Raw genomic sequence first — 13,809 nt, 5'->3', positions numbered from 1 at the left:
TTAGCGAACGACAATATCCAGCAAGGCTTGTTCCGCAACCGCCAGGTTACCTCGGAACGTCCAGTGCCGGGCGCACCGTCGCAAAAAAGCGAATCACTGGGAGCAGTAGTGCGTGTCGCGCTCCCGTAGACGGAGAATGTCAGGCGGCCTACGCGGCTAAGTGGTATGCGTCCATCGCGGCGCGCTCCGTTTCAGGAAAAACGTACCATTCGCCGTCGCCATGTTGGAAGAAGTACATGACCACACGCTCCCCGCCGCACTGCGCCCCGAACCTGATGTAACGGGCATGCGTTCCCGGCATACGCGCACGTTTAATCATTACGGACGCGGCCGGATGGGGGAATAGCCACTTTGCGATGAGCGAGCGTAAGGACCCTTCGTGAAGATGCATGGCGATTCTCCCTCTTTTTTGCACCGCGGCAGTCACCGGGAACTGCTGCCCGGACAGAGCAGCGTGAGACCATTGCCTGTGCTCACGCAGGAGATGTGCCAGGCAGCGTCTATGCATGCGAGTCAAATTTGTTGCATCCTATGCGCGTCCGTGATTTCGGAATGTCGCTCGTACGCCCTACAGCTTGCAGGGCGCGGGCGCGGGCGATTCAACGAGTGTCTGGTTGAACTTTGGAAAACATCACGCTGCCAAACCATTATTGGAGACCGAGGTGACCGAGCATGACAAGCGTGCTGCTGGTAGACGATGATTCGGAGGCGTTGGCGGCTTGGGCAGCAATCTGCGCTGCTGACGGATTCGAAGTAAAGACCGCAAGCAACGGCCAGTTGGCGCTCGTAATGTTCCTCGAGTCCCCCGCCGACATCGTGGTCGCTGACTGGCGCATGCCAGTCATTTCGGGAAGCGAACTCTGTCATCGCCTGCGCACGCTCCCCGGGATATCCGACGTCGCCTTCATTCTGGTTTCCGGAGAGCCCAGCCCGCCCGCCTTTGTCAGCTATGACGGATTTCTTCGTAAGCCCGTGGATGGAAGCGTGTTACTGGCTACAATGCGACGGCTGCTAGCGGACAACGTCACACATCGACAATTACAACGCGGCGAAATAACGTAACGACCGCGTCCTGTCTCGCAAAGGCAGTTTCAAAATGCGTGCGTTCGGCGAACCCTGATAGCGACCCGAACCATCAGGTGCTAGAACATGCTGACTTGAAGGTTTGCCATGTGTTCTTTGCGAGCGACTCGCCCTTATCTGTGTATGCAATCCATCGCGTCCATATCACGGTCCAGCAGGGTGCTACACCATTGTGCGTCGGTTCACTTTTTACTAAATGTCCCTTGAAACAGGGCCGCGGCGAGGCGTGTATTCTTACCAGTGAACCATATGATTTCAGCTGAACCCGACCATCCATCAGCCACGGATGGTCAACCATCAGCAAGCCGCCGACCACAGTAAGCGACTTGTAGCACATCCGAACAAATACACAGCGCCGGAGCACGGCTCCATGGTGCGGTTTGGAGACATCATGAGTGCAGGGTTTCAACATCCGTTTCCGGCCGCATTCGGTAGCGTCGAAAGGGGCAAAGTCGTCAGCGCCCAACAGGCCGTCAGGCTGATTCGCCCAGGCAACACGGTAGCGACGGGCGGTTTTGTCGGCATCGGCTTCGCGGAGGAAATCGCGGTCGCACTGGAGCAGCTGTTCCTTGACTCAGGCGAGAGCGAGCACGACGCACCGCGAAATCTGACGCTCGTCTACGCAGGCGGTCAGGGAGACGGCGCTCGAAAAGGCTTGAATCACTTTGCTCACGAAGGCCTCGTCCAGCGGGTCATAGGTGGTCACTGGGGACTTGTCCCTGGGCTTCAACGCCTGGCCGTAGAAGGCAAAATTGAGGCGTATAACCTCCCTCAAGGCGTTATCTCCCAGCTGTTCCGCGACATCGCAGCTCATCGCCCAGGCCACTTGTCCACAGTCGGACTCGGTACCTTCGTCGACCCTCGCAATGGCGGCGGCAAACTCAACGCCCGAACGACCGAGGAGCTGGTAAGCCTGATATCGGTCAACGGTTCCGACTGCCTTCTATACAAGACCTTTCCCGTCGACGTCGCCATTGTGCGCGGCACCACTGCTGACGCGAACGGGAATGTGACGATGGAGAAGGAAGCGCTAACCCTCGAGTCGCTTGCCATCGCGATGGCCGCGCGTAACTCCGGCGGCATCGTGATAGTTCAGGTTGAACGCATTGCCGAGTCCGGCACGCTAAATCCCAGGCAGGTCAAAATACCTGGGATTCTGGTCGATTGCGTCGTGGTCGCGAAGCCGGAAAACCACTGGCAAACCTTCGCGGAATCGTACAGCCCAGGCTTTGCGAGCGAGCTTCGCATCGCTGCAAGTTCGATTCCGGCCATGGCATTGACGGAGCGAAAAGTTATTGCCCGGCGTGCTTCGTTCGAGCTGATGGCCAACAGCGTGGTGAACCTCGGAATTGGCATGCCCGAGGGGATAGCGAACGTCGCCAACGAGGAACAGGTTTGCGACCTCTTCACGATGACGACAGAGCCGGGCGTCATTGGTGGCATACCCGCTGGCGGCCTGAACTTCGGCGCAGCGACGAATACCGACGCCATCATTGACCAGCCCTACCAGTTCGACTTCTATGACGGTGGTGGTTTAGACATCGCGTTTCTCGGGCTCGCACAAGTCGACCGCGAAGGCAATCTCAATGTCAGCAAGTTTGGACCGAAGCTCGCAGGAGCGGGTGGTTTCATCAACATCTCCCAGGCAGCGAAGAAGGTGGTGTTTGTCGGGACTTTTAACGCCGGCAAGTTGAACGTGAGTATCAAAGACGGTCGTCTGCAGATTCTTCAAGACGGGGTCTGTCAAAAGTTTGTGGATGCAGTCGAACATCGAACCTTCGGTGGCCGCTATGCGAGCGAGCGCAAGCAGCCCGTGCTGTACATCACTGAGCGATGTGTCTTTACGCTGACGCCCGATGGATTAGAACTTGTCGAAATAGCGCCGGGGGTCGACCTGCAGCGAGACATCGTCTCTCAGATGGGTTTCACTCCCATCATCAAGTCGCCACCGCGTCTGATGGATGCCCGCGTTTTTGAAAATAAACCGATGGGTTTGCGAGCGATGCTGTTGAGGCTAAAGCTCAGCGAGCGGTTCAGCTACGACGCCGAGAAGAACATGCTCTTCATCAACTTCGAAGGGCACAAGGTGTCGACCATTGAGGACGTGGAAGCGATCCGTGCTGAAGTTGAGCGGGTGCTCTCCGACGTCAAGGTCAGGCCTCACGCTATTGTCAACTACGACAACTTCGCCATCGCGCCCGAGGTGATCGACGCCTACTCCGAGACGGTTAACGGTCTTGTCACCCGCTACTACGCAGACGTGACCCGATACACGACAAGCAGTTTCCTTCGAATGAAACTGGGGGACGCGCTGCAGCGTCGCAGCGTCGCTACATACATCTACGAGAGTCCCGAGGAGGCGTCTTCTCACGACGCGCGTTAGTCAGGGGAGGCCCTCAGACGGACGCTTGAGGTACCATAAACACCTCAAAAACCCATCAATTTGGGAACCGCCAACCATGGGTCATCGATTTCTCATGAAAGAAATCGCCCTTCAGGCGGGCCTTGGGTTAGCCACGGTCGACCGCGTGCTGAACGGAAGGGAACATGTGCGCGAGCACACGCGTCAGCGTGTCCAGCACGCAATAAAAGAACTCGAGAAGCAGCAGTTCCAGTTGGCGACCAGCGGGCGCAAGCTTGTTATCGATGTGGTGGTCGAGGCGCCTCCCAGGTTTTCCGACGAGATACGTGAAGCGGTAGAGTCGGAGCTACCGGGCCTGCATCCAGCCGTGTTCAGGCCTCGCTTTCTGATGCGGGACACCATGACGACCTCTGAGGTCCTCGATGCGTTGAGCGCAATTGGTCGCAGAGGCAGCCACGGCGTGTTCCTGAAAGCACGAGATGTCCCGGAGATTTCGCAAGCCATTGCCGAACTGCAACAGCGAGGCATTCCCGTTATTACGACTTTCACTGACATTCCGTTGTCTAGGCGAATAGCCTATGCGGGGCTTGATAACCGAATGGCCGGGGCCACGGCCGCGTACCTGATTGGCCAATGGCTTGTGCGACCGGAGGGCGACGTTCTGGTCACGATGAGCGACGAGCGCTTCAGGGGCGAGGAAGAGCGCGAAATGAGCTTTCGTGCGGAACTACATCGACGCTATCCGAAGCTGAAACTCGTCGACGCTAGCGGTGGTCACGGTCTCGACACTCAAACTGAGGAGCGCGTAAGAGAAGCCGTGGGTCGGAGGAAAAAAATCGTTGCGGTCTATTCGATGGGAGGCGGCAACGTTGCGATTTTTCGCGCGCTGCAATCCATAGGCCAAGTCCCGGCGTGTTTCATTGGACATGACCTGGACAGGGACAATGTTCATCTGCTCCGCGATGGGAAGCTCAGTGCAGTGCTGCACCATGACCTGCGGCAGGACATGCGGACTGCATGTCACCATATTATGCATTTCCATAAGATGCTGCCTGCTTCAGCCGTAGGCGCTTCTTCGTCTGTGGTCGTCGTTACACCGGCCAACATTCCACCGTATGTCGAACAGCGCTTCGGCACGCTGGACCCGTGACCCTGACCGAACCAGGTGGCAAGCCAAAGATGCCGCCAACCTGGTGCCTCTAATGCAATCGGTCTATCGAACAAGGAACCCGGACGTCAGCGGGTTCCAAATGCTTTACTGCCCGTACGGAACCGGCAGCCCATCCTTGATGATGTACACAGTGGTCGGTGCACCCTTGAGATCGCCGTACTCGTCGAACGAATACGTGCCAGCAACGCCCTTATAGTTTTCCTTGGCGAGTTGAGCGATCAGCTTCGCCTTGTCGGTCGTGGTTCCGGCCTTCACCATCGCGTCCGCCAGCAACTTCACGCCGTCGTAATAACTGACAGCGTAGACCTGCGTATCCGTGTTGTAGGCAGCTTTGTACTTCTGCAGGAACTCACGACCGGCTGGGGTCTTGTCGAGTCCGATACCACCTTGAGCACAGTAGACGATCGACGCGGCGTCACCAGCGACCTTGCCCATGTCCGCCGAGCAGATACCGTCGCCGCCCAGCAGCTTCGCACGCAGACCACGTTGGCGCATCTGCTTTGCCATAGGAGCGCCCTGCGCCGCATAACCGCCAAAGAAAATCACGTCCGGATTCTTGGCCTTGATAGTGGTGAGAATCCCGAGAAAGTCGGTTGCCGTCGAATTGGTGAACTCCTGATCGACAATCTGGATGCCATTTGCCTTCGCAACCTTGATGAACTGTTCGGCGACGCCTTGACCATATGCCGTGCGGTCGTCAATGACTGCTGCAGTCTTGGCTTTTAATGTCTTCGCTGCGAACTGTCCCATCGTGCCGCCGAGCTGCTCGTCGCTCGCGCCGATACGGAAGATGTTCTTGAAACCCTGTTTGGTCAAAGCGGGATTGGATGCGACCGGCAACATCGGCACGCCGCCGGTGTTGTAGACGCGCGATGCCGGAATGGCGACGCCCGAGTTGTATGGTCCAACGACCGCGACGACTCCGCTGTCGACCAGCTTCTGGGCGACCTGCACGCCGACTTTCGGGTCTGCCTGGTCGTCTTCCGAGTCCAGCTTAAAGGTAACCTTTTGCCCCGCAACGGTGACGCCCGTCTTGTTCAACTCGTCGATGGCGAGACGTGCACCGTTCTCATTGTCCTTGCCATTGGGCGCCTGCGGCCCGGTGAGCGGAGCCGAGTGACCAATGGTGACGACAACCTGGGCGCTTGCGGACAGCGTAAAACCAGCGGCCAGCAGAGCGGCCATAGTTGTTGCGAGACTGCGCATACGGAACTCCAAGTGGGCTAAATGAAAGACCAGATTATGGGCAAACCGGTCAACACACAACTAGGTTCAACACTGCACGCTCTAGTCCGGCGGCCCGTAAGAGCCACGATGACCATCTCTCCGTCTTGAGGTGTTTTTGAGGTTTTTACGGTCACGCAAGCACCCGCCATAGGGCTATTGTGGGGGGTAGAACAGAAGGAGACGCCATGAACGCCATCGAACCGCATCCCGACGCCCACGTACGCCCTTGGTACCGCGAACAGAATTGTTCGCTCCCGGAGTTTGTCGCGGCACTCCAACCCCGTCCCAATGACAGCAGGCTGCGGTTTGCCACTGAAACGCGCGACCACATCCCGCTGTACGACTGTCGCGAACTTGGCGCTGTGCTAGAAGACGCATTGCAGCGCGCGGATCTGCAGGCCGAGTGGGCCGACGTACTAGACAAGGGCGTGGGTGTGCTGGTGCTGAAGCGGGCATACATGGACACCGTCCCGGTTGATGAGGCGACCGAGGTTTTTGAGTCGGTTATCCGCGAGGAGCGCGAAGCGGGCGGCGCCGCTGCGGACCACTTCGCCAAAGCGGGCGCGAATGACCGGATCTGGAATGCGCAAGAAAAGCTTTGTCTGCGCGCCCCGGCGGTGTTCGCCCGCTACTACGCGAATTCGGCCCTCTGCGCGATCGCCGAGGCGTGGCTGGGTCCACACTTTCAGATGACGTCGCAGGTCAACGTCGTACGTCCCGGCGGACAGGCGCAACAGGCGCATCGCGATTACCACCTCGGATTTCAAACCGTCGCGCAAGCCGAGCGTTATCCGGCGCATGTGCACACGATGTCCCCATTTCTCACGCTGCAAGGGGCCGTGGCTCACAGCGACATGCCTGTGGAAAGCGGGCCGACCAAACTGCTCCCTTTCTCGCAGCGATATGCCGAGGGCTACCTCGCATGGCGTCGCCAGGACTTTCGTGACTACTTTGAGACGCACTACGTACAACTGCCGCTCGAAAAAGGCGATGCGCTGTTCTTCAATCCGGCGCTTTTCCACGCAGCCGGCTCGAACCGGACGACGTCAGTTCAACGCATGGCCAACCTTCTGCAGGTTTCCTCGGCCTACGGCCGTGCAATGGAGTCGCTGAATCGCACGAAGATGTGCGAGGTGCTCTATCCGGCCCTGCTGGACCACATGCGCACGGAGAGCATGACGCGGGAAGAAGTGGATGCGGTGATCGCGTCGTGTGCCGAGGGCTATCCATTTCCGACGAACCTGGACCGCGACCCGCCGCTGGGCGGACTTGCGCCTGAGAGTCAGCAGGGCTTGTTCAGCCGGGCGCTAACAGAGCGGTGGAGCGCGGAAAGATTCATCGCCGCGCTTCGTGAGCAGGCCGGGAGGCGGGAGGCGTAGGGGCTTTTCTTACTCACTTGCACAACGAAAACGCCTCACGGCTGGCAATATCGCCATTCCCGTAGATACCGACCACCGTGCAGTCCGACGCGACACACTCATACGTGCTGTCCTGAAACGTCAGCACGTAGTGGCGGTGTCCATCCTCGGCGGCGTCCGGGCCCCAGGCATCCGCGACCAGTGACGAGTTCACGATTTCATGCGCTGAATCAACCCGCAAGCCTTGCCCGGCTAACGGATGCGCATGAAGCCCCTCAGCGTTGGGCGGTCCGAACTGATGAAACGCGGCGGCGGAAAACTCGACCACGCAGAACGGGTCGTCGTCATCGTCAAACGGGCCGAAGCGGTCGAAATCCGCCTCGGCGATCCGATAGGCAATCACCACACGCCGTTCATTGGCGACGACAAAAGGCTCGGGGGCCTCGGCGGCCGGCCTGGGCACGCCGTCGAGCAGGATCACCCGATCCTGCTCATAAGATTCGAGGGGGCTGTTCATCTGCTTTGCCTGTCTCCTTCGCAGTCGCTCGTGAATGGCTCGCACTATGCCACGGGTGACACGGTGACGGCGCACATTCCCTCGCAATTCCCCGCAGATTCTCCCCCCGGCGACAACCCGAGCCGCCGACCGAAAGTTGAAAGAAATGACTATGACGAGTACATGTCAGGTGCCAAAAAAGCAAGCAACGAATTCCGTTGACATCTCAGAATTACCCCGTACAATTGGTTTTGTTGCAGTGCAACAATAAACCTTCTAGCCCTAGCGGCGCGCGGATCTTGTTTCATATAGAGCCTCTCGCACTCGCCGCCTTACCCTTTGGAGCAGTGATGAGCACGCTTACCCCCCAACAATTGATCGCCGCGCAACAAGCCAGTCTGTCCACGTTTTTCGGTTTCGCGAACCAGGCTTATGCGGGTTTCGAACAGCTGGTCGCGTTGAATGTGCAAGCTGGCAAAGTCAACCTGGCCGAAACGCAAGCCATCATGACGAAGGCAGCCACCGCGAAAGACCCGAGCGAACTGTTCGCACTGGTTAGCAGCCTGCAACAACCCGCTTCGGAAAAGCTCGCAGCCTATGGCCGTCACGTCCACGAGATCGTCTCGGGCGCGCAAGCCGAATTCTCGAGCGCTGCTACGGCGCAATTCCAGCAGGTTCAGAAGGATGCGCAAGGCTTCATCGAAAGCCTGGCAAAGAATGCCCCCGCAGGTAGCGAAGGCGCGGTTGCTGCTTGGAACTCGGCCTTCTCGGCAGCCAACGCAACGTACGAGTCCGCCACCAAGGCTGCCAAGCAATTCGTGGCAACGGTATCGGCCGGCGCGTAATATTTCGCTCGCCTGACGCGAGCACGCCGCCATTGCAAAAAGCGAACTCCGGTTCGCTTTTTGTTTTTTGCGCGCGACAAGCGCCGACCACACGCCGGGGGTGTGCTCAGGCCGGCGCGAAAATGACCGCCTGCCGGTCGGCGATATAACGGTGGGTGCGCGTGAAACGATAGACCTGGCCGTCGGCGGTGATCCGGTTCAGGCCCGGCTCGGTAAGGGCCAGCATCTCGTCGGCAAGGTGGGCGTCGACCGCGTTGCTGCTCGACAATTCGTCGAGCGAGCTGCCGGGGTTGCCGATATACACGAGGCGTTCGCCTGTCCCATAGCGCATAACGACCACGGCTTGACCTGCATCCAGCGCCAGCTCGAGATAGTTGGCAAGCTCGCGTAACGATGCAGGCGTGCTTGTTCGCACCGCGTAGGCTGAACCGGCTGGTGTTGTCATCGCACCGTTCCCCCGTCAGATTGACGCGTCGAAAGACGGCAGACCCGTCCGTTCCTTGAATCAACACGCTTCTACTATAAGCAAATGGTGGCGCGTCGGTGACGCTCTTTTTGCCGAATGCGGCACGCCCCACCTTCGCAGCGCAATGTGTAAGGGCTTTTCTTCGACTAGTTGCGCCACCTCGTGCAGCACGTGTTAATCTGCACGGATGGCTTGAGGAAACGCGGCCGCGTTCCGCGAATCTTGCAGCACCCATTCGCATGTCGAGGTCAACCGTACGCGGCTGACCGATTCAGATGAGTCCTTCCGGTTACTGATTGCGGCCCTGCCCGGCGCCCTGGTAACGCACGGCCTCATCGCACGTTCCAACAATCGTCATTGAAATAGTCGCCTCGCCAATCCATTCATCAAGCAACGAACGGCGGGGAGAATCGACGCTATACGCAAACGCAAGTCCGTTTCATGCGCGGCGCGATTCAGTTCGTTTTGCTTAGACTTATGTGCTCTTCCACGTCCGTACTATTGGCAACAAATCCCCGAAGGCTCCCAGCCTCCGGCGTGTTGTCGTTTGGATCAATTGCTCTGCAGCTTTCGGCTCGATACGCCGGGTTAATCAACCCGAAATCGGCTTTTACAGAATACCCGCTTTGCATCGGGACTCTCTCTCCGGGCAAACCATTTCTTGGAGATAATCAATGGACGAAATGAAACGCGATCGCATCGTGGCGTATTTGCGGCATCGAATAGAAGAGTTTGGCATCAGGCTCGAAGACCTCGCACCCGAACCCGAGGTCGCCGCGCCCCTTAAAGTGCAGGGTGCGGACCGCTATCGCAGTGCGAACGGTGACCGTTGGGATGGCGAAGGCGAAATGCCGGAGTGGCTGCGGCGCGCAATCAGCGCAGGTCAGTCCATCGATCATTTCGAGGTTGCACCTGCGCAGCGCGCAAGCTCCGGGCGTTAAGGCCTGGCACGATGCCGGCGCTGTCTGAAATCGCACGCCAGTTCATCAATTCATCAATTCATCAATGCATCGAAGCCTCATCGAGCCCGAAGTGGCTCCGCAAGCCTTCATGCAGTGTCATGGCAAGTGTGGCCATTTCCGCATTCCAGTGTTCATGCTTATGACACAGGTTCTGAAGCTCACGACATTGCGCCGCAAACTGCGGCTCGCCGATAATCAGAAACGCCCCACCCGCACTGTGCGCCCAATCGCGCAACGCTTGCCGGTCGCAGCGCTCCACGATCGCGGATAACTTCGGCAGATCGGTGCCAAGATGATCCTTTAGCATCGCGATGTAACGGTTTCTGGTTGCCTCATCCAGTTCGGGTCCGGCATCCGCAGCGCGATCAGGCGCCTCGCTCGGTTCGACGGGCACGGACGTTGAGTCGTTCGCGCACAACGCATCAAGTGCCGCCTCGAGTTCCCTCAGAGAAGTGGGTTTAGGAATATGCCCGGTAAAACCGCGCTCCCGCCACTCGTCCATCTGCTGCATGTCGCTGACCGCGCTGAACGCCATCACCGGTAAGCCGGGGTATTGCCGGTTCAACGCGGCGAGCAACTCGTAGCCATCCATGACCGGCATGTGAATGTCGGTCATGACAACATCGACTTCCGTATTCTCCAGTACCGCCAGCGCCTGGCGGCCATCGCCCGCAAGAATCGGTTCGCATCCAAGCGCCGTCAGTTGCTCAAGGATCAAGGACTGATTCAGTGGATTATCCTCAGCAACGAGAATCGCCAGACCCAATAGCGGCTTCGCAGTGGGCAGCGCGTCCTGCACAGCGGTGTTCGGCGTACCTGCCAGCGAATGGTTCGCTGCGACCGACCGCGTTGACGAAACGTCTTCAGAAACAAGACCGTCGGTGACGCGCTCCATTGCCAGGTTGGCCGCCATCTCCACCGCCGCGAGGAACGCCTGGTGGCTGAACTCGCTGACTTCGAAGACGCCGTCCGCGCACTGCGTCGGACGATGCGGACCGGTTCGTGTCACCCACACCACACCCACTGGCCGCACCGCCCGCAAGGCGGCAATCAAATCGAGATCATGCTCGCCCGAGACGACCAGCGCATCCGGCCGGTTCGCCTGCAACCACTCGTGGGCAGCGTGCACCGAACTGACGCTATGGCCAAACCATCCCATGCTGCCAAGCCACGCACCGACAATCCCACCTGACTCTGCTTCCTGGCAAAGCACCATCACCTTACCGCGCCGCGTCGGCGGGGCGTCCGGTGCCCGCTCGGCATCGGGCGGGCGTGTCAGGGGAAGCGAGACGCTAAACGCACTGCCCACTCCCTGCACGCTCTCAACGGAAATCTGGCCGCCCATCATTTCGCACAGACTCGCGCAAATCGACAGCCCTAGACCCGTCCCGCCATAGCGGCTCGATGTCGTGCTTTCGCCTTGAACAAACGGGTGAAAGATTCTTTCCACTTGCGCCGGATCCATGCCAATCCCCGAGTCAGAGACCCGGCAGAACAAAGCGCTGCGGCCCTGCGGGTCCTCGCGCACCTCGGCGTTAAGCACGATCTTGCCGCGCGACGTGAACTTCTGCGCGTTACTAAGCAGGTTGTTGACGATCTGCGCGATACGGGCCCGGTCCCCGCACAAAACCTGATCGAGCGTGGGCGACAGGTGCAAGTAGAACCGGATAGGACGGCCCGCGATCATCGGCGCGTAAGACAGTGCGAGATTTTCGAGGGCGGTGATGGGCCTGAACGATTCAATCACGAGCTTCAATTCGCCCGCATCGATCTTCGAGAAATCGAGGATGTCGTTGACGATACCGCGCAGCCCTTCGGCAGCGGTGTTCAGCGACAGCAAGCGCTGTTCGTGCGATTCCAGACCCGGCGCGCGCGCCAGCAACTCCAGGTTGCCGAGCAACACATTAAGCGGCGTGCGAATCTCGTGGCTCATCGAAGCAAAGAAGGTTGAGCGCGCCCGCAGTGTCGATTCGGTTGCCTGCTGGGCGGAACGCAGTTGCTGTTCGAGCGTGTGCTGCATGGTGACGTCGAGCACCGCGCAGAACAGCACCGCCTCGCCTGCATAGCGCGCCGGGGCGCAGGTCAATTGCAGGATCTGTGCGCCCGCCACGCCGTCTTGATCGGGCAGCGCGGGCACTCTGAATACGACGATTCGCGCGTCCTGGGCGGATGCAGTCCCCGCAACATTCTCCGTCCGGAACGCCTGAGCGATGTGAGTCGGCAATAAATTGGCGGGCGGTTCGATATGCAGCAGTTCGCCCGCCAACGTATTGGCGGTCAGGATCGCAAAGTCGCTGCGGCGGACGATGCACAGCCCAATCGGCGTTGCGCTGACGAGCACATGGTTGATCGCCTCGTTCTCAAGCGCGCGCGTTGTTTCCTCATGGGCGTTACTCAGTAATCGCAGTCCCCAGAAACGCGCGATCAAAGCGATGCCCACGAGCAGTAACAACGCGGCGCCCGCAATGGAGGCGAGTTGCCAGCCCAGCGCAACCACCAGCCCACCCCACGACAGATAACCGACCATCGAACCGAACCCCGGCATGATCGTCTTGCGCATCAGCACGCCATCACGGGTGTATCTGTAGACGCCATCCGGCATCCGGGCCGCAGTCGTTCTCAGCATGCTGGCCGTGGCGGTGTCGACGGGTGGTGACGAGGCAACCACTCGCTGATCGTCCGCCAGCAACAGCAGCACATCAGCGTTGGCGTGTCCGCCCAGATACGCAATAAGCGTGTCAACGGGTAGGCTCATCGCCACTAGCGTGGCCGGTGTATCGCCGTCGTAGTAAGTGCTGAGCGCCGTCATCACAGGCACACGCAGCAGCGGATCGATATACGGCCCCACCCACACGCGCTGGTTTTTAGCCAGCGCGCGCTGGCCAGTCTCCACCTCGAGTTCATGCAGTAAAACGCTGCGCAACGTGACGGCGTCGCCTGGATGAAGCGGCGGCACACTGCCGTCTGCCTGAGCTGTAACAGACGGCATGATCAATGCGTAGTCGTTCCTCAACCCGATCAGCAAAGCCCGGTAATTGAGGTCGAATGCTTGCTGCGTCGCGATGGTGGACTGGCCCGCCTCGTACAGCTTCGATAATTTCTGGCTGAACTCGGCCCCCCAAGCGTCGCGGGTGCTTTTGGGTACCAGCACGGCGAAGTGCGATCCAGCAATATCGCCATTGCCGACCGCCACACCGGTCTCCCGAATCGAAGCCTCGACGCCCGCAGGCAGACCTTGCGGCGTGTTGGTCTGTTCGTAGTACTGGACGGTCAGTTCAGTGCGCCGCAGGAACGAGACCTCGCCATGCAGAAGGAGCGAGATGTCACCTGTATATCGCATGGCGAGGCTGCGCCGATATTCGAGTTGCTTGTCGAGGGCCAGCGCCGCAAGCAGCAGCGCGGAGACGATCACGATCGCCATGAGGGCGGCTATGGCACTTAGATAAAGCGTGCGTTGGCGCCTGGCGTTCTTCGCCAGCGAGGCAAAGGCCTGATTGAGCGACGTCTGGGTACGGTCGAGGATCTTCTGCATCGGGTCACGTCATTCACGTCGTTTGCACAGGCAGACCTCTGCGACGGCTTGATTCGCCTGCAAGCGGCACCGTCTGCGGCCCGCGCAGCGACTTCAGGCCCAGTGTAACGCCTTTACCCCGTCACGCTGCTTTGGTCTGATGGATCGGCGTTACTCCCACCTCGACAAAGGACGCGCGGAGCCTCACGATGATTCCGTCAGCGCCTGGTTTGTGTGAGGCCGGCTGACCCGAGTAAAAACGGCGTTTTAAAGGCCCGTCCCATTCCGGACGGGCTTTTTTTGGCCACTGGTGGCCGCGCAAGAGAGG

General features: G+C 59.3%; 10 protein-coding genes. 6 read left to right on the top strand and 4 right to left on the bottom strand.

What is annotated here, in order from left to right:
* Positions 1-672 precede the first annotated feature (672 nt).
* From WCA85_RS02655 to WCA85_RS02645, 3 genes are all read left to right on the top strand, one after another.
* Positions 673-1,062 carry a response regulator gene (locus tag WCA85_RS02655; protein WP_424061594.1) on the top strand — a complete coding sequence of 130 codons (390 nt, stop codon included), beginning with the start codon at positions 673-675 and terminating at the stop codon, positions 1,060-1,062.
* A 412-nt stretch (positions 1,063-1,474) separates the two neighbouring features.
* Entirely contained in the window at positions 1,475-3,466 is a 1,992-nt protein-coding gene (locus WCA85_RS02650) for an acyl CoA:acetate/3-ketoacid CoA transferase (RefSeq protein WP_424061592.1), read from the top strand.
* Positions 3,467-3,542: 76 nt separating this feature from the next.
* On the top strand, positions 3,543-4,595 hold the full coding sequence (locus tag WCA85_RS02645) for a LacI family DNA-binding transcriptional regulator (RefSeq protein ID WP_424061590.1): 1,053 nt from the start codon (positions 3,543-3,545) through the stop codon (positions 4,593-4,595).
* Between the two features lie 105 nt (positions 4,596-4,700).
* On the opposite strand, the gene WCA85_RS02640 is transcribed toward WCA85_RS02645, so the two are convergent.
* Positions 4,701-5,822, bottom strand: a complete 1,122-nt coding sequence (locus tag WCA85_RS02640) for a branched-chain amino acid ABC transporter substrate-binding protein (RefSeq protein WP_424061588.1) — start codon at positions 5,820-5,822, stop codon at positions 4,701-4,703.
* 206 nt (positions 5,823-6,028) lie between these two features.
* On the opposite strand from WCA85_RS02640, the gene WCA85_RS02635 reads away from it, so the two are divergent.
* Positions 6,029-7,222 carry a phytanoyl-CoA dioxygenase family protein gene (locus tag WCA85_RS02635; RefSeq protein WP_424061587.1) on the top strand — a complete coding sequence of 398 codons (1,194 nt, stop codon included), beginning with the start codon at positions 6,029-6,031 and terminating at the stop codon, positions 7,220-7,222.
* A 13-nt stretch (positions 7,223-7,235) separates the two neighbouring features.
* Here WCA85_RS02635 and WCA85_RS02630 read toward each other — a convergent pair whose 3' ends face one another.
* A complete protein-coding gene (locus tag WCA85_RS02630) occupies positions 7,236-7,718 on the bottom strand; it encodes a hypothetical protein (RefSeq protein ID WP_424061586.1) in 483 nt (160 codons plus the stop codon).
* Between the two features lie 329 nt (positions 7,719-8,047).
* Between WCA85_RS02630 and phaP the strand changes: the two genes are divergently transcribed.
* Positions 8,048-8,542: a TIGR01841 family phasin gene (phaP, locus tag WCA85_RS02625; RefSeq protein ID WP_424061585.1), complete on the top strand. Its 495-nt coding sequence runs from the start codon at positions 8,048-8,050 to the stop codon at positions 8,540-8,542.
* Between the two features lie 106 nt (positions 8,543-8,648).
* Here the strand turns inward: phaP and WCA85_RS02620 are convergent, their stop codons facing one another.
* Complete coding sequence (locus WCA85_RS02620; protein ID WP_424061583.1) at positions 8,649-8,987, bottom strand: hypothetical protein; 339 nt, start codon at positions 8,985-8,987, stop codon at positions 8,649-8,651.
* A gap of 695 nt (positions 8,988-9,682) precedes the next feature.
* Between WCA85_RS02620 and WCA85_RS02615 the strand changes: the two genes are divergently transcribed.
* Complete coding sequence (locus tag WCA85_RS02615) at positions 9,683-9,949, top strand: H-NS family nucleoid-associated regulatory protein (protein ID WP_424061582.1); 267 nt, start codon at positions 9,683-9,685, stop codon at positions 9,947-9,949.
* A gap of 61 nt (positions 9,950-10,010) precedes the next feature.
* Here WCA85_RS02615 and WCA85_RS02610 read toward each other — a convergent pair whose 3' ends face one another.
* A complete protein-coding gene (locus WCA85_RS02610; RefSeq protein ID WP_424061580.1) occupies positions 10,011-13,502 on the bottom strand; it encodes an ATP-binding protein in 3,492 nt (1,163 codons plus the stop codon).
* Positions 13,503-13,809 lie beyond the last annotated feature (307 nt).

The organism is Paraburkholderia sp., from assembly GCF_049581445.1.
GTDB lineage: Bacteria > Pseudomonadota > Gammaproteobacteria > Burkholderiales > Burkholderiaceae > Paraburkholderia.
The sequence above is the reverse complement of the archived record's forward strand: the minus strand, read 5'-3'. Positions and strand labels throughout refer to the sequence as shown.